General features: G+C 72.3%; 16 protein-coding genes. 9 read left to right on the top strand and 7 right to left on the bottom strand.

Features of this window, described 5'->3' with window-relative positions:
- Positions 1 to 42 precede the first annotated feature (42 nt).
- Positions 43 to 1,194 (top strand): tRNA dihydrouridine synthase DusB, encoded by a 1,152-nt coding sequence (dusB, locus tag E4198_RS19200; protein WP_136184246.1) that lies wholly within the window; start codon positions 43 to 45, stop codon positions 1,192 to 1,194.
- 19 nt (positions 1,195 to 1,213) lie between these two features.
- On the opposite strand, the gene E4198_RS19205 is transcribed toward dusB, so the two are convergent.
- Entirely contained in the window at positions 1,214 to 1,441 is a 228-nt protein-coding gene (locus tag E4198_RS19205; protein WP_136184247.1) for a dodecin, read from the bottom strand.
- A 114-nt stretch (positions 1,442 to 1,555) separates the two neighbouring features.
- Here E4198_RS19205 and E4198_RS19210 point away from each other — a divergent pair, with 114 nt between their 5' ends.
- Positions 1,556 to 2,389, top strand: coding sequence for a GNAT family N-acetyltransferase (locus E4198_RS19210; RefSeq protein WP_136184248.1), 834 nt, complete (start codon positions 1,556 to 1,558; stop codon positions 2,387 to 2,389).
- Positions 2,386 to 2,763, top strand: coding sequence for a nuclear transport factor 2 family protein (locus tag E4198_RS19215; RefSeq protein ID WP_136184249.1), 378 nt, complete (start codon positions 2,386 to 2,388; stop codon positions 2,761 to 2,763). Before E4198_RS19210 ends, E4198_RS19215 begins: the two co-directional genes overlap by 4 nt.
- Positions 2,764 to 2,785: 22 nt before the next feature.
- Here E4198_RS19215 and E4198_RS19220 read toward each other — a convergent pair whose 3' ends face one another.
- The 5 genes from E4198_RS19220 to E4198_RS19240 all read right to left on the bottom strand — a co-directional run bounded on the left by E4198_RS19220 (position 2,786) and on the right by E4198_RS19240 (position 8,747).
- On the bottom strand, positions 2,786 to 3,229 hold the full coding sequence (locus E4198_RS19220; RefSeq protein ID WP_136184250.1) for a PaaI family thioesterase: 444 nt from the start codon (positions 3,227 to 3,229) through the stop codon (positions 2,786 to 2,788).
- 180 nt (positions 3,230 to 3,409) lie between these two features.
- Positions 3,410 to 5,389 carry a glycogen debranching N-terminal domain-containing protein gene (locus E4198_RS19225; RefSeq protein ID WP_247597749.1) on the bottom strand — a complete coding sequence of 660 codons (1,980 nt, stop codon included), beginning with the start codon at positions 5,387 to 5,389 and terminating at the stop codon, positions 3,410 to 3,412.
- Positions 5,386 to 6,783 (bottom strand): hypothetical protein, encoded by a 1,398-nt coding sequence (locus tag E4198_RS19230; RefSeq protein WP_247597750.1) that lies wholly within the window; start codon positions 6,781 to 6,783, stop codon positions 5,386 to 5,388. Before E4198_RS19230 ends, E4198_RS19225 begins: the two co-directional genes overlap by 4 nt.
- Positions 6,780 to 7,628: a sugar phosphate isomerase/epimerase family protein gene (locus tag E4198_RS19235; protein WP_136184251.1), complete on the bottom strand. Its 849-nt coding sequence runs from the start codon at positions 7,626 to 7,628 to the stop codon at positions 6,780 to 6,782. The genes E4198_RS19230 and E4198_RS19235 overlap by 4 nt, the downstream gene beginning before the upstream one ends.
- A gap of 72 nt (positions 7,629 to 7,700) precedes the next feature.
- Positions 7,701 to 8,747, bottom strand: a complete 1,047-nt coding sequence (locus tag E4198_RS19240) for a zinc-binding alcohol dehydrogenase (RefSeq protein WP_136184252.1) — start codon at positions 8,745 to 8,747, stop codon at positions 7,701 to 7,703.
- Between the two features lie 139 nt (positions 8,748 to 8,886).
- Here E4198_RS19240 and E4198_RS19245 point away from each other — a divergent pair, with 139 nt between their 5' ends.
- From E4198_RS19245 to E4198_RS19265, 5 genes are all read left to right on the top strand, one after another.
- Positions 8,887 to 10,284 carry an extracellular solute-binding protein gene (locus E4198_RS19245; protein ID WP_136184253.1) on the top strand — a complete coding sequence of 466 codons (1,398 nt, stop codon included), beginning with the start codon at positions 8,887 to 8,889 and terminating at the stop codon, positions 10,282 to 10,284.
- Positions 10,285 to 10,304: 20 nt separating this feature from the next.
- Positions 10,305 to 11,306: a sugar ABC transporter permease gene (locus E4198_RS19250; RefSeq protein WP_136184254.1), complete on the top strand. Its 1,002-nt coding sequence runs from the start codon at positions 10,305 to 10,307 to the stop codon at positions 11,304 to 11,306.
- Positions 11,303 to 12,169 (top strand): carbohydrate ABC transporter permease, encoded by an 867-nt coding sequence (locus tag E4198_RS19255; protein ID WP_136184255.1) that lies wholly within the window; start codon positions 11,303 to 11,305, stop codon positions 12,167 to 12,169. Before E4198_RS19250 ends, E4198_RS19255 begins: the two co-directional genes overlap by 4 nt.
- Positions 12,170 to 12,259: 90 nt before the next feature.
- Entirely contained in the window at positions 12,260 to 13,492 is a 1,233-nt protein-coding gene (locus tag E4198_RS19260; RefSeq protein ID WP_136184256.1) for an ROK family protein, read from the top strand.
- Positions 13,493 to 13,504: 12 nt separating this feature from the next.
- Positions 13,505 to 14,416 (top strand): Gfo/Idh/MocA family oxidoreductase, encoded by a 912-nt coding sequence (locus E4198_RS19265; RefSeq protein WP_136184257.1) that lies wholly within the window; start codon positions 13,505 to 13,507, stop codon positions 14,414 to 14,416.
- A 67-nt stretch (positions 14,417 to 14,483) separates the two neighbouring features.
- On the opposite strand, the gene E4198_RS19270 is transcribed toward E4198_RS19265, so the two are convergent.
- The gene (locus E4198_RS19270) at positions 14,484 to 15,284 is read right to left on the bottom strand and encodes a hypothetical protein (RefSeq protein WP_136184258.1); all 801 of its coding nucleotides are present in this window, start codon (positions 15,282 to 15,284) and stop codon (positions 14,484 to 14,486) included.
- A 432-nt stretch (positions 15,285 to 15,716) separates the two neighbouring features.
- Here E4198_RS19270 and ppdK point away from each other — a divergent pair, with 432 nt between their 5' ends.
- Positions 15,717 to 18,524: a pyruvate, phosphate dikinase gene (gene ppdK / locus E4198_RS19275; protein ID WP_247597751.1), complete on the top strand. Its 2,808-nt coding sequence runs from the start codon at positions 15,717 to 15,719 to the stop codon at positions 18,522 to 18,524.
- Positions 18,525 to 18,929 lie beyond the last annotated feature (405 nt).

Below are 18,929 nucleotides of genomic sequence, written 5' to 3' on the forward strand. Positions count from 1 at the left end.
GGGCCGGCCCCCGACTCCCCGACGAAAGGCCCGTCCCCGGCCATGACGACACAGCCGCTGCAGATCGGCCCCCACACCGTCTCGCCCCCGGTGGTCCTCGCCCCGATGGCCGGGATCACCAATGCCCCCTTCCGCACCCTGTGCCGGGAGTTCTCGGGCGGCCGCGGCCTGTTCGTCAGCGAGATGATCACGACGCGGGCGCTGGTGGAGCGCAACGAGAAGACGATGCGGCTGGTGCATTTCGACGCCGACGAGCGTCCGCGCTCGATCCAGCTGTACGGCGTCGACCCGATGACCGTCGGCAAGGCCGTCCGGATGATCGTCGAAGAGGACCTGGCCGATCACATCGACCTCAACTTCGGCTGCCCGGTCCCCAAGGTCACCCGCAAGGGCGGTGGCTCCGCCCTGCCGTACAAGCGGAACCTGCTGCGTGCCATCCTGCGCGAGGCCGTGACGGGCGCGGGACATCTGCCGGTGACGATGAAGATGCGCAAGGGCATCGACGACGACCACCTCACCTACCTGGACGCCGGGCGCATCGCCGTCGAGGAGGGCGTCACCGCCGTCGCCCTGCACGGCCGCACCGCCGCCCAGCACTACGGCGGCACCGCCGACTGGGACGCCATCTCCCGCCTGAAGGACACCGTCGGCGCCCTCTCCGACATCCCCGTGCTCGGAAACGGCGACATCTGGTCGGCGGACGACGCGCTGCGGATGGTGCGCGAGACCGGGTGCGACGGGGTCGTCGTCGGCCGTGGCTGCCTGGGCCGTCCCTGGCTCTTCGGCGACCTGGTCGCCGCGTTCGACGGCCGGGGCGCGGAGTCCTACGCCCGCCCCACGCTGCGTGTGGTCGCGGACACGATGCTGCGGCACGCGAGACTGCTGGGCGAATGGCTGGAGGACGAGTCGCGGGGCGTGATCGACTTCCGCAAGCACGTGGCCTGGTACACCAAGGGCTTCTCCGTCGGCTCCGACATGCGTCGCAGCCTGGCCGTCGCCTCCTCGCTGAGCGAGATGGGCGACCTGCTCGGGGAGCTGGACCTCGACCAGCCCTGGCCCGCCGCCGGCGCGGACGGCCCGCGCGGCCGGACCGCCGGCCGCAACCGGGTCGTCCTCCCCGACGGCTGGCTCGACGACCCCTACGACGCCGCCTGCGTCACCCCCGACGCCGAACTCGACACTTCCGGCGGCTGACGCCGAAGGCGAGGCCCGCCTACGCTCCTGCCGACTGGCCGTCCTCCAGGCGGAAGCCGACCTTCAGACCCACCTGGTAGTGCTCGATCCGCCCGTTCTCGATCTGGCCGCGCACTTCCGCCACCTCGAACCAGTCCAGGTGCCGCAGCGTCTCCGAGGCACGGCTGATCGCGTTCTTGATCGCGGCGTCCACGCCCTCGTGCGACGTGCCGACGATCTCGGTCACCCGGTAGGTGTGCTCGCTCATGGCGCCTCCAACTTCGTACGCGGACGGTCCGGCCTCACGGGGTTCCCCGATCCGGCCGCTCTACGCCGCGGAAATACGGTGGTGCGCCCGCCGCCCCGGTGCTGGGATGGACACATGGACCTGCACAGCGCTCTCCGCCGCTACGACGCAGCGGTACGGCGCGACGCGCCCGCCGAGGGCCCGGGCGCGCGGCTCGAACGCGACCACGGCGCGGGCGCCGTCCTCCGCCACGTCGTCCCGGACGGCCGCGGCTGGCACGGCGTGTGCTGGTCCGACCTGGACGAGGGCACCGCCGACGCCGCCATCGCCGCCCAGCTCCGTGCCTTCGCCGCGTACGGTCATCCGTTCGAGTGGAAGGTGTATGCGCACGACCGCCCCGCCGACCTCGCCGGACGCCTTCGCCGGGCCGGCTTCACGCCGGGGCCGGATGAGGCCGTGATGGTCGCCGACGTGACGTCCGTGCCGACCGACGCCGCGCTCCCGGAGGGCGTGCGCCTGCACACTGTCACCGACCCGGCCGGTCTGCACCTCCTGGATGAGGTCCACGAGGCGGTGTTCGGCCCGGACGGCACGTCACTGCGCTCCTGGCTGGGACCCGTGCTGGAGACGGCGCCGGAGACCGTGCACCTGGTCGTCGCCCTGGCCGGCGACCGCCCAGTGTCCGCCGCCCGGGCGAGCCTCCCGCCGCAACCCGCCGGCACCGGCTTCGCCGGGCTGTGGGGTGGCGGCACCCTCCCCGAGTGGCGCGGTCGCGGCCTGTACCGTGCGCTGGTCGCCGCCCGCGCACGGCACACCGCCGAGCGCGGCTTCCGCTACCTGCACGTCGACGCGTCCGACGCCAGCCGCCCGGTCCTCGAGCGGCTCGGCTTCCACCGCCTGACCACCACGAGGCCGTACGTCTTCGATCCCTCCTCGCCCGGCCACCGCTGGAACGAGGCTCCGGTATGAACGGCACCGACGAGGAACGCCTCCTCTCACTGGCCCAGGCGTGGGCGGACGCGATCGTCGCCAACGACGTGCGCGCCATCGGCCGTTACGTGACGGACGACTGGGTCCTCGTCGACCAGGACGGCGTCGGCACCCGGGAGAAGTTCCTGTCGCTGGTCGCCTCCGGCGACCTGACGCACGAGGTGATGCGCACCGTCGGGGGCACCGCCCGGGTCCGCGTGTACGGGGATACCGCCGTCCTCACCGCGCGGGTGGTCAACACCGCCCACTACCGCGGCAAGGCGTTCCACGCCGACGAGTGGACCACCGACGTCTACCTCCGCACGCCCAACGGCTGGCTCTGCACCCACTCCCACGTCACCCCTGCGGCGTGAGCCGACACGGCGCGGCACCGGGTCAGGGGGCTGGGTGAACGGTCGTCATGGTGGCCTGCATCAGGGCGATCTGCTTGCTGGAGCCGTCCGCGGCGAGGGCGAAAACGTCGGCGGAGCAGACCGTGAGGGTGCGGCCGGCGCGGACGACGGCGGCCTCGGCCCGGAACCGTTCGCCGACCGCCGGGCGCAGCAGGTTCACCTTGAACTCGACGCTGAGGACGTCGCTGCCCTCCGGCATCAGCGTCTGCGCGGCGTAGCCGCACGCCGAGTCGGCGACCGTCGTGATCGCACCGGCGTGCACGAAGCCGTTCTGCTGGCAGACGTCGCCGCGGAAGGGCATCTCCAAAACGACGCGCCCCGCGCCGACCTCGGCGACCTCCACCCCAAGCGTGGCCAGCATCGTCTGGCGTTCGATGCTCTCGCGTATCAGCTTCTCGCGCGCCGGACCCAGGTCGGCGTCGTGCATGGCGGCCCTCTCCTCGTCCACAGGTGTCGCCACTCAGCCTGACATGGGTTAACGTCCGTTAACAAGGGTTGTGGAGGAGAGAGAGGGGTCACGTGCCGGAAGTGCCGCGGACGGGGGCCGCCCCCGGCCGCGAGGGGGGGAGTGCGGCCGGGGGCGGTGGGTGGGGGCGGGGCCGGGGTGTCAGGTGCCCGGTGCGGCCCCCACGGCGGTGAGCAGGGCGAGCGGCGTCGCGGCCGCCCATGCCTGCGGGGAGCAGGAGTGCGGGTAGGAGACGGGCTCCGGATGGTCGTCGCGGCCGTGGCCGGCCAGGACCTCCGGGAGTCGCCAGCCGGTGCGTTCGGCTGCCGCGAGGACGCCCTCGGCGAGGCGGCGGCCCTCCTCGTGCAGGCCGTGGCGTGCCAGGCCGAGCGCGATGACCGCGTTGTCGTGCGGCCAGACGCTGCCCCGGTGGTACGTCAGCGGGTGGTACGCGGGCTGGCCTGCGGCGAGCGTGCGGACGCCCCAGCCGCTGAAGAAGTCCGGTTCCAGCAGGCGCCGTCCGACAGCTCGTGCGTCACGGCCGCCGAGGATGCCGGACCACAACAGGTGCCCGGCGTCCGAGGCGAGCGCCGTGACCCGGCGCCCGGAGCCGTCCAGGGCGAGGGCGGGGAAGTCCTCGGCGTCCATCCAGAAGTCGCGCCGGAAGCGGGACTTCAGGTCGTCGGCCGCCTCCTCCAGCCGGTCGGCCCACGCCGCGTCGTCCCACACCTTGCGGGCCAGGCGGGCGGTACGGCGCAGCGCGTCGTAGGCGTAGCCCTGCACCTCGCTGACGGCGAGGGCGCCCTGCGCCGGGGTGCCGTCGGCGTCGCAGATCGAGCCGGGGGAGTCCTTCCAGCTCTGGTTGGCCAGCCCGCCCGCGTCGGCCTCGTAGACGAGGTAGCCGCGCTCGTCCAGTCCGCCGTGCCGGAACATCCAGTCCACGGCGGCTCGTGCGTGCTTCTCCAGGCGCCGGGCCGTCGTCGTGTCGCCGGTGTGGTCGGTGTACGCCCCGAGCAGTACCAGGAACAGCGGCGTGGCGTCGACCGTGCCGTAGTAGCGGCCGAACGGGACCTGGCCGAAGTGGGCGAGCTCGCCGTGCCGGATCTCGTGCACGATCTTGCCGGGTTGGGCGACCCGGGAGGGGTCGGCTCCGCCGGCCTGGGTGGCGGCGAGCGCGGGCAGCGTCGCGGCGGCCAGGTCTGGCCTGTAGGGCAGCGCGTACAGGGAGGTGAGCAGCGAGTCGCGGCCGAAAAGGGTGAGGAACCACGGCACGCCCGCGGCGGGCGGAAGCAGCGGCTCGTCGTCCGGTCCGGCGGCGGGCACGCGGAGCCCGGCCAGGTCGGCGAGGCCCTGCTCGCAGGCGCGCAGCAGTTCCGGCCACCGGGTGAGCTGTGCCGGCGCGGGGTCGGCACAGACGTAGGCGTCCACCTCGGCACAGACGCGGTCGCGCGCGGCGGCGGGCGAGGGAGCCGGCTCGCCCGAGCCGAGGCCGGTGTGTGGACGGGCGATCACTCTGAGGTCAATGCGGGCGCTGCCGTGCGGCGGGAGGGTGACGGTCCACTCCAGCCGGTGCGCGGCGCCGCCGTCCGCCGGACGCCCGTCCGCCGCGTCCACCGGGGTGACGGACTCGGGCGGGGGCTGGGCGGTGACCGTCGTTCCGGCTCGCCAGTCCTCGCGCCGGTAGCCGAACGCGACGCCGTCCGCCAGGAGTCGGGCGCTGCGCTCGGCGCCGGGCGTGCCGAAGGTGTGGTCGCCGCGCAGGGCGAACACGTCGGCGAAGTCGGCCGCCGCCGTGAGCCCCACGCGGACGGTGACCTCGTGGCCGACGTTGGCCGTCAGCCGCAGCCGTTCGACGAGGGCGCCCGAGTCCACGGCCTGCTCGCGGTGCACGGTGCAGGCCGGGGGCCGGTCGCGGCGGAACGGCGGGCACAGCACGGCCGTTCCCCCGCTGCCGTCGGCCCTCAGCGGCACCAGCACGTCCGGGGCCGAGCCGTCCAGGCTGAGCCGCCACCGGCTGAGGTGGCGGCCGTCCTGCAGGAACAGCCCGTCGGGGGACACGCCGCTGCGGCCGGTGACGTCGCCGGCGGCGTCCAGCACGGCGAACGTGCCGTCGTGGACGAGGAGTCGGGAGTCGGGGATCACGCGGTGTCCTCCTCGGGAGTCGGTGCGGCGGGTGGGCGCGCGGCGGCGAGCAGGTCGAGCGCCAGCGCGGCCGTCCAGCTGAAGTCGCGGGTGCCGCGCGCCTCCCCGCTGTACGGGTCGACGTACTCGGCGAACCCGGAGCTGCCCGCGGCGTCCAGGGCGGCGTCTCGCAGAGCGTCGGCCCGGTCGGTGTACCCGTGCTGCCGCAGGCCGCGTTCCAGCAGCCAGTTGACGTTGAACCAGGCGGGGCCGCGCCAGTATCGGCCGGGGTCGAAGGCGTGACCGGCGAGGTCGTAGCTGGGAGCCATGCGCACGGTGTCGCCGAGGCCGAAGTGCGGCCCGGCGGCCGTACGCACCAGCGCCCGCACCACGTCTGCGGGGAGGCCGGGCACGAGCAGCGGGACCAGCCCGCCGATACCGATTTCGGGCACGAGCGCGTCGGCCCGCAGGTCGCGGCACCGGAACACACCCGTCTCCGCGTCCCACAGCCGGGTCACCAGCGCGTCGGTCAGGGCCTCCGCGCGCCGGAGGTGTGGCCCCGGGGCTGCGCCGACCTCGGTCGCGATCCGGGCGAGAGCGTGCTCGGAGGCGGCGAACAGCGCGTTCGTGCCCGGGTCTTCCACGGCGAAGGCGTGCGCCTCGCCGGGGCCGCCGTCGCGGTAGCCGCGGTCGCGGTAGTCGGCGGCGAGCCGCACGTACCGGCCGTAGTCGAGGTCGGTGGGCCGGTCGGAGGCCGCGCCGTGGTCGAGGTCGGCGCGGCGGAACGTGCTCGCCGGGACCGGCTCGACGCGCTGCAACGGCCCGTCCCAGCACGGGCTGTTGTCCATGCCGGGCTCCCACGGGTGCAGCACGGCGGCCAGTCCGCCGCCGCCCAGGTCGCGGCGGTCGGCCAGGTAGTGGTGCCAGGCGGCCAGACGCGGGTAGAGCCTGGGGAGGAAGCCGCGACGGTGCGATGCGGCCGGGTCGGCCTCGTGCACCAGCCAGGCCGCGAGGGCGTGTACCGGCGGCTGCACGATGCCGGAGGTCTCCACCTCCTGCGGAGCCCCGGCCGCCGCCCCGGCGGTGGAGGAACGCCAGAAGTCGGGGCTGGGGAAGTACGCGCCGAGCGGCACGGCCCGGTTGAAGACGATGTGCGGTACCCGCCCGTCGCCCCACTGGGCGGTCGTCAGCGTCTCCAGCTCATGTTGCGCCCGGCGTACGGACAGGTGCCGCAGGCCGATGGCGACGAACGCGGAGTCCCAGCTCCACTGGTGCGGGTACAGGCCGTGGGAGGGCACGGTGGAGCTGCCGGTCCAGTTGTGCAGCAGCACCCGGCGGGCGGCGCGGCGCAGCGCCGTGTGCCCCTGTGGGGTGTGGGCGGGGCCGTGCAGGCGGGTGAGGACGGGCGCGGTCATCCGTCGGCCTCCCGCAGCCCGGCGTGCCGCAGTCCGGTCTCCCGCAGTCCGGCCGCGCGCTTGAGGAACGGCGGGACGGACCGTACGGCCTCCGCCGGGTCGCCGGTCAGGCGGCATTCGAGGGCCAGTTCGCCGGCGTAGCCGGCGGCGTCCAGCGCGCCCAGCCAGGCCGGCCAGTCCAGGTGGCCCGCGCCGGGCTGGAAGCGGTTGGAGTCAGAGACCTGGGCGTGCCCGATGTACGCGGCGGCGGCGAGGATCGCCGCCGCGGGGTCGGTCTCCTCGATGTTCATGTGGTAGCTGTCGATGCCGATCCGCACCGATTCCAGGCCGAGCTCCCGGATCAGGTCCACGGCCTGGTCGAGTCGGTTGACCATGTGGTCCTCGTAGCGGTTCAGCGGCTCCAGGAAGAGCGTGACGCCCTCCGCCTTCGCGTGTGCGCCGAGTTCGGACAGGCCCTCCAGCAGCACTTCGCGGTCCTCCTCCTCACCGCGCGGCGGCGTGAACGGCGGGAGCCGGCGGGAGAACATGCCGTACGAGGCGGGGGTCTGCGCGCCGCGTCCGCCGATCTCGGCGATGGCGGTGAGCTGGGACTTCATTTGGGCGACGGCGTCCTTGCGCTGCTCGTCGTCGAACGCGCCGAGGAAGTGCGGCATGTCGACGCAGACAGTCGGCATGACGACGCCGTCGGCGGCGGCCTGCCGCAGCTCCGGCAGGCGGTCACGGAAGGCGAAGTCGCCCTTTCCGCGCACCTCGACGGCGTCGTATCCCGCGGCCAGGGCGAACTCCCACTTCTCCTGGAGGGTGTCGCCGGGAAGGAGTTGTTCCTGGCAGGCGGTTCTGAACATGGAGGGGGCCTTTCCGGAGGTTCCGTGCGGCGTGGCGTGGAGACGTGCGCCGTCGCGTGGAGAGGGGGAGGGTCAGAACTCGAGGACGGTCTGCAGCGCGTCCTGCGGCCGTTCGTCCAGAAGGACGTACGCCTCGGCGGCGTCGGCGACCGGCACCACGTGGCTGACCAGGGACTCCACGTCGACCCGCCCCTCGGCGACGAGCCGCAGGAAGGTCTGCTGCAGCCGTTCGACGGTCCAGCGGCCGGAGAGCTGCTGCGGCACGCCGCCGATCTGCGAGCAGACCAGCTGGACCCGGTTGTGGTGAAACTCGTCGCCGAGCCGCAGCCCGGCGCCGTCGCCCTGGTAGAAGCCGGAGGCGACGACGCGGCCTCCGACCGTGACCGCGCGGAGCGCCTCGTGCAGGGCCGGGTAGACGCCGCTGATCTCGATGGCGACGTCTGCGCCGAGCCCTCCGGTGGCCTCCCGGGTCCGTTCGGCGACGTCGTCCGTGCGGGCGTTGAGGGTGAGGGCGGCGCCGTACCGTGCGGCCCACTCCAGGCGGCCGTCGAGGGCGTCGACGGCGGTGACGCGGGCGCCGTTGAGCTGGGCGAGGCGCGTGGCGAGCAGGCCGATGACGCCCTGCCCGAACACCACGACGTCCTCGCCGACGTGGATGTCGGAGGCCAGCACCGCGTTGTAGGCGATGGCGCCGACCCGGGCGAACGCGCCGGCCAGTGGTTCGAGACCGGCGGGGAGGGTGTGTCCGTTCAGCTTCTGCGCGGGGACGACGCCCTCGCTGCGATGGCCCCAGATGCCCCACACCAGGTCGCCGACGGCGGGGGTGCCGGGTGTGCCGGCGACGTCGGGGGACACCTCGGTGACCTCGCCGACCTCGGAGTAGCCCCAGCCGACGACCGGGTACTCGATGCCGGCCGCGCCGTCCCGGAAGATCCGCGCCCCGGCGTCCCAGGTGCGGGTCAGGTAGGGGTTCGTGCCGCGGTAGGCGGTGAGTTCGGTGCCTGCGGAGATGCCGGAGTAGCGGGTGCGGACCCGCAGGTGTCCGGGGGGCAGCGGCGTGCTCGGGAGTTCGGCGACTTCGACCTGACGGGGACCGGTGAACTGGACGACGCGTTCCACGAGCGCTCCGCTTCGGGTTGGGCTTCGGACCGCGTGAGGGCCCGTTGTGTCTGGAACACCTTAAGGATACGTCTTGTCATAACGCAAAAGTGGTGCTGTGATGCGTGCCGAAGAAGCGGAAGTGGTGTAAGGACTAGGCATGCGCATACGGACCCGAGGGTTGAGGACGACCGCGGCCGCACTCGCCCTGACACTGGGCACCGGCCTGCTGGCCGGCTGCGGCGACACGGCGTCGGCGAAGCCCGACAACCAGATCACGGTGTGGTCGCTGGAGAACCTGCCGCCCCGGATGGCCGTCGGGAGGGAGGTCGTCGCCCGCTTCGAGAAGAAGACGGGCGTCGAGGTGAAGCTCGTCGGCGTCGACGAGAGCAAGCTGCCGCAGCTCATCATGTCGGCGGCGGCCGCGGGCAACCTGCCCGACGTCATCGGCGCCGCACCGCTGGGCCAGATCTGGCAGATGTACGGCAACGAACTGCTCGACACCAACCTGACCGGCGAGATCGTCGACGACCTCGGGTCGCGCACGTTCAACGACAACGCCCTCGGCCTCGCCTCCGACGACGGCACCCGCCTCGCCGTGCCGTCCGACTCCTGGCAGCAGATCCTCGTCTACCGCAAGGACATGCTGGAGCGGGCCGGCCTCCCGGTGCCCGACAGCTACGCCGACCTCCGCCGCGCCGCGAAGGCACTCGACGAGGGCCCGGGCACCGGCATCTCGCTGGCCACCGACCCCAGCGACCTCTTCACCCAGCAGAGCTTCGAGAGCTTTGCTCTCGCCAACGACTGCCGCCTCGTCGAGAGCGACGACGTCGCCCTCGAATCCCCCGCCTGCCGCTCGGCTTTCGCCGCCTACGACGAGCTGGCCAGCGAGTACGGCGCGGACGGCGTCCAGACCGTCGACACCACCCGCGCCACGTACTTCGCCGGGCGCTCGCCGATCATCATGTGGTCCTCCTTCCTCCTCGACGAGCTGGCCGGGCTGCGCAAGGACGCGCTGCCGAGCTGCCCGGCGTGCCGGAAGGACCCGGGCCACCTCGCCGAGAACAGCGGCGTGGTCACGGCGCTCGAAGGCCCGGACGGAGCCGAGCCCGCCCAGTTCGGCGAGATCAGTTCCTGGGCGGTGACCCGCACCGCGGAGAAGGAGGCATCGGGGAAGTTCGTCCGCTTCATGCTCACCGAGGGCTACGAGGAGTGGTTCGGGATGGCCCCCGAGGGCAAGATCCCGGTCCGTGAAGGCACGGCGAGCGACCCGGACAGGTTCCAGCAGGCCTGGCGGGCCAGCGAGATCGGCGTCGACAGCAAGAAGCCCCTCGAGGAGGTCTACCCCTCCGAACTGCTCGACCGGATGTCCGAGGGCGTCGGCAACATGCGCCGTTGGGGCATCACGCAGGGCGAGGGACTGCTCGTCGGCGCCACGAACGGCGAATTGCCGGTGCCGCAAGCCATCGGAGCCATGGCAAGCGACCAGATCCCGCCGCGCGAGGCCGCCCGCCAGGCGGACGAGGAAGTCACCGCGCTGCGCGAGTCCCTCCAGTGACCCCCGAGGAAGTCCGCCCCATGACGACGACAGCACCCGAGGCCGCGCCCCCGGCCGCCCCCACACCGCCGAGCACCGGCCGCCGCCGCACCGCCCGCGCACGGGAGAACCGTGCCGGCCTGGCCTTCGTGTCCCCCACGTTCCTGGTCGTCCTCGTGGTGGTCATCCTGCCCATCCTGTGGACCGTCCTGCTGGCCTTCCAGGACGCCCGGCTGGTCGACATCCAGGGCATGGGCCTCTTCGGCGACTGGACGCTGGAGAACTTCGACGCCGTCTTCGGCTCGCCCGGCTTCTGGACCAGCCTGTGGACCACCCTGGTCTACACCGTGGGCGCCACCGTCGGCTCCGTCCTCCTCGGCCTGGTCGCCGCGCTCGCCCTGCGCCGCACGTTCCCCGGCCGCGGCCTGATGCGGGCCTCCATGCTGCTCCCGTACGTCGCGCCGGTCGTGGCCGTCACGTTCGTCTGGCAGATCGCGCTCAGCCCGCAGTTCGGCATCCTCAACGAGTGGGGCACCTCGGTCTTCGGCTGGGAGGAGCCCATCGCGTTCCTCTCCACCCGCTCCTACGAGGTGGAGCTGCTCGGCCTCTCCTTCGACGTCCCCCTCGCGCTGCTGACCGTCATCGCGTTCGAGGCATGGCGCTACTTCCCGTTCGCGTTCCTCTTCCTGCTGGCCCGGCTCCAGGCCGTGCCGGACGTGCTGGAGGAGGCCGCGACGGTGGACGGCGCCACCCTCACCCAGCGTTTCCGCCACGTGCTGCTGCCGCAGCTGATGCCGGTCATCGCGCTGCTGTGCGTGCTGCGTTTCATCATGAGCTTCAACAAGTTCGACGACGTCTACCTGCTGACCGGCGGCGGCTCCGGCACGGACGTCGCCGCGGTGCGGGTCTACGACTTCCTCACCGCCCGCTACGACGTCGGCGCCGCAGCCGCCCAGGCGCTCGTCCTGGCCGTGATCCTCATGGTCCTGCTGGGCGTCTACTTCAGGTTCTTCGCCAAGAAGGTGCAGGAGGAGTCCGCATGAGCCGCGCAGTCTTCGAGGAGCGGTTCTTCGGGATCGCCCGCTGGATCGTGATCGCGTTCCTCGCGGTCATCACGATCGTGCCCTTCTACTACATGCTGCTGCTGTCGGTGAAGTCCATCGACTCGCTGCTGCTCGACCCCGGCAGCCTGTGGGTGTCGGCCAAGGAGTTCACCACCGCCACCTACGAGGAGGTGCTCCGGCCCACCTCCGAGGGCGGCCAGGGCTTCGTCGGGATGCTCGCCAACTCGGCGGTCGTCTCCCTCGGCACCGTCCTGCTCACGCTGGTCGCCGCCGTGCCCGGCGCGTACGCGATCAGCCGGCTCCGCTTCTTCGGCGGCCGCCAGGTCAGCGCACTCTTCCTCGCCGTGTACCTCTTCCCGGCGACGCTGCTCGCGGTGCCGCTGTTCGTCATGTTCGCCAAACTCGGGCTCCAGGGAAGCCTGGTCGGCCTCGCCGTCGTCTACATCGCGCAGACCGTGCCGGTGTCGATCTACATGATGAAGAACTACTTCGTCACCATCCCCACCAGTATCGAGGAGGCCGCAGCGCTGGACGGCTGCTCCCGCCTCCAGACCGTCCGCCGTGTGGTGCTGCCCCTGGCGACCCCCTCGATCATGGCGACGGCGCTGTACATCTTCATGATCGCGTGGAACGAGTTCCTGTTCGCGCTGCTTTTCCTCGCCGCCGAGCCCGAGGAGTGGACGGTCTCGCTCGGCCTCCAGCTCCTCTCCGACGGCATCGAGGTCTCCAAGACCGTCCTGATGGCCGGTTCCGTGGTGCTCACCGTTCCCGTGGTACTGCTGTTCTTCGCAGCGGAACGCATGCTCACCGAGGGCCTCACCAGCGGCGCGGACAAGAGCTGACGGCGCGGGCACGCTGCGGCGCACACGACGGGGAACGAGGCAGGACGGGAAGCACGTGGCACACGGCAAGCACCTGACGGAGACGCAGGCATGAACGGCACCCAGGGGACCGCGGGTCACCTGCTGCGGCTCATCCGCACCGGCACCGCCACCACGCGTGGTGCGCTCCAGCGCACCACCGGACTGTCCCGTTCCACCGTCGGCCACCGGCTCGACCAGCTCTTCGCCGCAGGCTGGATCCGGGAGGCCGCACCCGGCACCGGCGGAGCGACCGCCGCGCACCCCACGGGCGGACGGCCGTCCACCCGCCTGGAGTTCGACGGCACGCACGCCGTGGTGCTCGCCGCCGACCTGGAGACGCGCAACGCCCGCGCCGCCGTCCTCGACCTCAACGGCCGGACGCTGGCCGAACACCGCGGCCCGCTGCTCATCGAGGACGGCCCGGACGGCGTGCTCGACACCCTCGGCCGGTGGTTCGGGACGCTGCTCGGCGAGGCGAGCGTGCCGTCCGCCCGCGTGTGCGGGGTCGGGCTGTCCGTGCCGGGGCCGGTCGACCACGCCTCCGGCCTCGTCGTCCAGCCGCCCATCATGCCCGGCTGGGACGGCTACCCCGTCGCCGAGCGGATGCGCCGCGCGTACGCCGAACACGTCGGCGACCCCGAAGGCACCGACGCGGGCGGGCCGCTGCCCGTGTTCCTCGACAACGACGCCAACCTCATGGCGTACGCCGAACAGCGCGCCGGCCACGCCGACTGCGCCGCCTTCCTGCTGGTGAAGGTATCCACCGGCATCGGCGCCGGACTCGTCGTCGACGGCGAGATGTACCGCGGCATCGACGGCGGCGCCGGCGACATCGGCCACATCCGCCTGCACGATCGCACCGACGCGCTGTGCATGTGCGGCTCCTACGGCTGTCTCGCCGCCGTCGCCAGCGGCCGTGCGCTCGCCGGCCGGCTCACCGCCGCGGGCGTCCCCACCGCCTCCGGCTCCGACGTCAGCGCCCACCTGGCCGCCGGGCAGCCCGACGCCGTACGGCTCGCGCGGGAGGCCGGGCGCCGGGTGGGCGAGGTGCTGGTCACCGTCGTCACGGTGCTCAACCCGGGCGTGCTGATGATCGCCGGCGAACTCGCCGGGACGCCCTTCCTCACCGGAGTCCGCGAACTCCTCTACCAGCGCGCCATGCCGCGCACCACCGCCCACCTGGAGGTCGTCACCTCCCAACTCGGCGACCGGGCCGGGCTGGCGGGCGCCGCCGCCATGGTCGTCGAACAGCTCTACGCCCCAGACCGAGCCGACGCCCGGCTCGCGGACCTGGGGCGCTAGGAAGCGGAACCCATGCCCGACACCGTCCCCCGTACCGCCGACACCGCCCCCCGCGCCCACGAGCCCGTACGCGTCGGTCTGGTCGGCGCCGGGCCGTGGGCGCGCGCCATGCACGCCCGGATGCTCGCCGCCGGCCCCGAGACCACGCTCACCGCCGTCTGGGCACGGCGGCCGGAGGCCGCCCGGGAGGTCGCCGGACCGTGCGGCGCGGACGTCGCCGAGAGCTTCGACGCACTGCTCGGCCGGTGCGAGGCGGTGGCCTTCGCCGTCCCGCCCGCCGTCCAGGCCCAACTGGCGCCGCGCGCCGCGCGGGCCGGGAAGGCAGTGCTGCTGGAGAAGCCGCTGGGCCCGGACCTGCGCACCGCACGCGGCGTGGCCGAGGCCGTCGCCGAGGCTGGCGTCGTCTCGCAGCTCGTCCTCACCAAGCGGTACCACCCGGCGACCCGCGACTTCCTCCGCCGCGCGGCCGGCGCGGAGGTCGCGGGCGCCCGCTCCTGCTACCTGCACGGCGCCTTCCTCGGCGGCGACCTGGCCACCGCCTGGCGCCTGGAGCACGGCGCCCTGCTCGACCTGGGCCCGCACCTGCTCGACCTCCTCGACGAAACCGTCGGCCGCATCACCACCGTGCGCGGCACGGGCGACCCGCGCCGCTGGATCGAGCTGACCTGCGCGCACGAGAACGGCGCCGTCAGCCAGGCGTCCCTCTCGGGAGCGGTGAACCTCCCGCGCGCCCGCACGCGCGTCGAACTCCTCGGCCCGGGGCCCGAACTGGTCTACGACACGGCCGAACTGGACCACGAGGAGTGCTGGCCGGTGCTGCGCGCCGAGTTCGCCGCCGCCGTCCGCACCGGCCGCGCCTCCCCACTGGACGCCCACCGCGGTCTCCGCCTCCAGCAACTCCTGGAACAGGCCGTGACGGGTTGAGAGCGAAGGGCGGCACGGGCGTCGGCGGCTGCGTTGTGGCCGGCGGCGGCCGGCCGGTGGCGGGGGGTCAGCCGAGCTTGGCCGCCTGGGCTTCGATGACGGCGGCGGGCTGGCCGAACGCCTCGCCACGGGTGACCGCCGCGATGTTGAACGACGAGAAACCGGCGAGTGTGGTGCCCTGCCGGAAGACGGCGACCTTCGTCTCGGCGGGCGTGCCGTCCTGCTTCGTCCCGACCGTCCAGGCGACAGCCCCCTGACCGACGGACAGCTTCTCTACACCGACCTCGGTGACCCTCTGCTCCGTTCCGTCGACCGTCATGGTGAAGCCGTCGGCGCATTTCTCGCCCGCCTCACGCAGCGCCGTGAGCGCCTGCTCGGCGCCCTCGGCGTCGTACGACCACAGCGAGGTCCACGTTTTGGTGAGGTCGAGCGAGTCGAGTGTCGCCTCCTCGGCCTCCTCGGGCGTCATACCCCCGAGCTCCTCCACGGAGGGCATGCCCTTCTTCGCCGCTTCGGACTCGTGGACGACGAGCCGCTGGGCGGTCGCGGCCGGGTCACCGGTCGGCAGGAACGACAGCGCCCGGGCGACGGGCTCGCACGCGGCCCTGTCGACGGCCAGGCTTGCCGGGTCGAAGAGATCCTTCTTCTCCAGCTTCGTGACGTCGTGGCCCTTGATGTCGCCCTGGGCGACCACCAGCTTCTCCAGCTCCGTGGCCCTGAGGGCCTTCGCCGCCGGCTGAGCGGCCCCGGCGCCCTTCGTTTCTCCGTCCTCGCCGGTCTTCTCCGCGTCACCGCAGGCGGTGGCCAGAAGCGCGAAGGAGACCGCCGTGGCGGTCAGGGCGGTACGGCGGATGGTGGCGGCGCGCAACGGTGCTTCTCCCTTTGTCCGTGCCCGGGCCGGATGCGGCGCGGGGGGTGCTCGTGAGCAAGACAGGCAGGTGGAGGGCGGGGTTGTACTCCCCGGGCGTGCGATGGATCACTCTCCCTGCATGGGTCCACGGACGGTCCGCATCGTGGGCGAAGCGTCGGCGTGACCGCGTGATTCTCGCCACCCTGAGAAGGGAGATGCTCATATGAGCGCTCAAATGTGAGCGTCGAGACTCCAAGGAGCGGGCGCCGACTTTGCCGTCCTGGGTTCGAAAGGTGAACGCCAGTCACGCGAATGGGCGAAGAGTGCGTGCTCAGTGTGTGTGAAGCATGGCGTGCCGTAGCGATGCGTTTGGTTCATGAAGAAAGGAACCCCGATCCTCCTACTCGCTGGTTACTTTTGATCACTCGGCGAACGGGTGGTCACACCCACATGGCGTACCAATGGACGTGCTCCTGTGCCTTCGAAATGGGTACGCTCCCCGCCGTCAGGGCAACCGTTCGCGAGGAGTCGAGTCCCGTGTCGGAACACGCGGTGAACACACCACCCCAGCAGGGTCAGAAGCTCGTCTACGACTTCACCGAGGGCAACAAGGACCTCAAGGACCTGCTCGGCGGCAAGGGGGCCAACCTCGCCGAGATGACCAACCTCGGCCTCCCCGTGCCGCCCGGCTTCACCATCACCACCGAGGCGTGCAAGGTCTACCTCGACTCCGGCGCCGAACCCCCGGCGCTGCGTGACGAGGTGAGCGCCCACCTCGACGCGCTCGAGCGGAAGATGGGCAAGAAGCTCGGCCAGGCCGACGACCCCCTCCTGGTGTCCGTCCGCTCGGGCGCCAAGTTCTCGATGCCCGGCATGATGGACACCGTCCTCAATATCGGCCTGTCCGACGCCTCCGTGCAGGGGCTCGCCTCGCAGTCCGGCGACGAGCGGTTCGCCTGGGACTCCTACCGCCGCCTGATCCAGATGTTCGGCGAGACCGTGCTCGGCATCGACGGCGAACTGTTCTCCGACACCCTCGACGAGGCGAAGAAGACGCACGGCGCCCGCACTGACGTCGACCTTCCGGCCTCCGAACTCCGGAACCTCGTCGACGCGTTCAAGGCGATCGTCGCCAAGGAGACGGGCCGCGACTTCCCGCAGGACCCGCGCGACCAGATGGACCTCGCCGTGCGGGCCGTCTTCGACTCGTGGAACGGCGACCGCGCCAAGCTGTACCGCCGCCAGGAGCGCATCCCGCACGACCTCGGCACCGCCGTCAACATCTGCTCCATGGTGTTCGGCAACCTCGGTCCCGACTCCGGCACCGGCGTGGCCTTCACCCGTGACCCGGCCAGCGGCCACCAGGGCATCTACGGCGACTACCTCCAGAACGCGCAGGGCGAGGACGTCGTCGCCGGCATCCGCAACACCGTGCCGCTCGCCGACCTCGAACAGCTCGACAAGACGTCGTACGACCAGCTCCTCGCCATCATGGAGCGGCTGGAGAACCACTACCTCGACCTCTGCGACATCGAGTTCACCATCGAGCGCGGCAAGCTCTGGATGCTCCAGACACGCGTGGGCAAGCGCACCGCCGCCGCCGCGTTCCGCATCGCCACGCAGCTCGTCGACCAGGGCCTCATCGACGAGGCGGAGGCGCTGCGCCGCGTCAACGGCGCGCAGCTCGCGCAGCTGATGTTCCCGCGCTTCGCCTCCGACGTGGAGCTGGACACCATCGGCCGGGGCATCGCCGCCTCTCCGGGCGCGGCCGTCGGCAAGGCCGTCTTCGACTCGTACACGGCCATCAAGTGGTCGCGTTCCGGCGAGAAGGTCATCCTCATCCGCCGCGAGACCAACCCCGACGACCTGGACGGCATGCTCGCCGCCGAGGGCATCCTCACCAGCCGCGGCGGCAAGACCTCGCACGCCGCCGTCGTCGCCCGCGGCATGGGCAAGACCTGCGTGTGCGGCGCGGAGGAGCTGGAGGTCGACACCAAGCGCCGTCGGCTGACCACCGCCGCCGGGACGGTCGTCGAGGAGGGCGACGTCGTCTCCATCGACGGCTCCACCGGCAAGGTGTATCTAGGCGAGGTGCCCGTCGTGCCGTCGCCGGTCGTGGAGTACTTCGAGGGCCGCATGCACGCGGGCGCCGACGACGCCGACGAGCTGGTCAAGGCCGTGCACCGGATCATGGCGTACGCCGACCGCGTCCGCCGCCTCCGGGTGCGCGCCAACGCCGACAACGCCGAGGACGCCGGCCGCGCCCGCCGCTTCGGCGCCCAGGGCATCGGTCTGTGCCGCACCGAGCACATGTTCCTCGGCGAGCGCCGCGAGCTGGTCGAGCGGCTGATTCTCGCCGACACCGACGACGAGCGCGAAGAGGCCCTGGGCGCGCTGCTCCCGCTGCAGAAGGCCGACTTCGTCGAGCTGTTCGAGACCATGGACGGTCTGCCGGTGACCGTGCGGCTGCTCGACCCGCCGCTGCACGAATTCCTGCCGGACATCACCGAGCTGTCCGTACGCGTCGCCCTCGCCGAGTCCCGCAAGGACCACAACGAGAACGACCTGCGGCTCCTCCAGGCCGTGCACCGCCTGCACGAGCAGAATCCGATGCTCGGCCTGCGCGGCGTCCGCCTCGGTCTGGTCATCCCCGGCCTGTTCACCATGCAGGTGCGCGCCATCGCGGAGGCCGTCGCCGAGCGGAAGACCCAGGCGAAGGGCGACCCGCGCGCCGAGATCATGATCCCGCTGGTCGGGACGGTGCAGGAGCTGGAGATCGTCCGCGACGAGGCGGAGGAGGTCATCGCCGAGGTCGAGGGCGCGTACGGCACCTCGCTGGGCCTGACCCTCGGGACCATGATCGAGCTGCCGCGCGCCGCGCTGACCGCCGGCCAGATCGCGGAGTGCGCCGACTTCTTCTCCTTCGGCACCAACGACCTCACGCAGACCGTGTGGGGCTTCAGCCGGGACGACGTGGAGGCCAGCTTCTTCACCGCCTACCTGGAGAAGGGCATCTTCGGTGTCTCCCCGTTCGAGACCATCGATAAGGACGGCGTCGGCTCGCTGGTCCGCAACGCGGTCGAGGCCGGGCGGGCCACCCGCCCCGACCTCAAGCTCGGCGTCTGCGGCGAGCACGGCGGCGACCCGGAGTCCGTGCACTTCTTCCACGAGGCCGGACTGGACTACGTGTCCTGCTCGCCGTTCCGCATCCCGGTCGCCCGCCTGGAGGCGGGCCGCGCCGCCGCCGACGGCGGCTGACCGGAACCCGCTTCCGGAGCCGCCGGCGTTCTCTTCACCCTCACCGACGCCGGCCGGCTCCGGGACCGAAGGAGGGGGCGGTGCCTCGTGCGGAAGGCACCGCCCCCTCCGCCATGCCCGCGCCGGGGCTCCGCGGGGCGACGGGACACCGGATGAAGTGTCATCAATGGTGACGAATAGGGCAAAAGAATCGTGAGGTGCTGGGTGCACCGCGCATCGATCGCCCCCGGGGTCTCCTCATCTGCGGGTTCGGTCCCTAGCATGAACGGGCAATGACTCGAACCTTCATTCGGTCATCACCGGCAGATCCGGCAATGAGGGCGGACGCGGTGATGGCATCCACCACGGCGTGCACAGGAGGAGCTGTGCCGCCGAGGCGTTCCGGCCCGGCCTTCCCCCGCCGGT

The organism is Streptomyces sp. RKND-216 (assembly GCF_004795255.1).
Classification (GTDB): domain Bacteria; phylum Actinomycetota; class Actinomycetes; order Streptomycetales; family Streptomycetaceae; genus Streptomyces; species Streptomyces hazeniae.

What these genes read in the sequence shown, in the direction of transcription:
- dusB (WP_136184246.1), top strand. Translation starts at nt 43, where the DNA reads ATGACGACACAGCCGCTGCAGATCGGCCCCCACACCGTCTCGCCCCCG.
- E4198_RS19205 (WP_136184247.1), bottom strand. Translation starts at nt 1,441, where the DNA reads ATGAGCGAGCACACCTACCGGGTGACCGAGATCGTCGGCACGTCGCAC.
- E4198_RS19210 (WP_136184248.1), top strand. Translation starts at nt 1,556, where the DNA reads ATGGACCTGCACAGCGCTCTCCGCCGCTACGACGCAGCGGTACGGCGC.
- E4198_RS19215 (WP_136184249.1), top strand. Translation starts at nt 2,386, where the DNA reads ATGAACGGCACCGACGAGGAACGCCTCCTCTCACTGGCCCAGGCGTGG.
- E4198_RS19220 (WP_136184250.1), bottom strand. Translation starts at nt 3,229, where the DNA reads ATGCACGACGCCGACCTGGGTCCGGCGCGCGAGAAGCTGATACGCGAG.
- E4198_RS19230 (WP_247597750.1), bottom strand. Translation starts at nt 6,783, where the DNA reads ATGACCGCGCCCGTCCTCACCCGCCTGCACGGCCCCGCCCACACCCCA.
- E4198_RS19235 (WP_136184251.1), bottom strand. Translation starts at nt 7,628, where the DNA reads ATGTTCAGAACCGCCTGCCAGGAACAACTCCTTCCCGGCGACACCCTC.
- E4198_RS19245 (WP_136184253.1), top strand. Translation starts at nt 8,887, where the DNA reads ATGCGCATACGGACCCGAGGGTTGAGGACGACCGCGGCCGCACTCGCC.
- E4198_RS19250 (WP_136184254.1), top strand. Translation starts at nt 10,305, where the DNA reads ATGACGACGACAGCACCCGAGGCCGCGCCCCCGGCCGCCCCCACACCG.
- E4198_RS19255 (WP_136184255.1), top strand. Translation starts at nt 11,303, where the DNA reads ATGAGCCGCGCAGTCTTCGAGGAGCGGTTCTTCGGGATCGCCCGCTGG.
- E4198_RS19260 (WP_136184256.1), top strand. Translation starts at nt 12,260, where the DNA reads ATGAACGGCACCCAGGGGACCGCGGGTCACCTGCTGCGGCTCATCCGC.
- E4198_RS19265 (WP_136184257.1), top strand. Translation starts at nt 13,505, where the DNA reads ATGCCCGACACCGTCCCCCGTACCGCCGACACCGCCCCCCGCGCCCAC.
- ppdK (WP_247597751.1), top strand. Translation starts at nt 15,717, where the DNA reads ATGGCGTACCAATGGACGTGCTCCTGTGCCTTCGAAATGGGTACGCTC.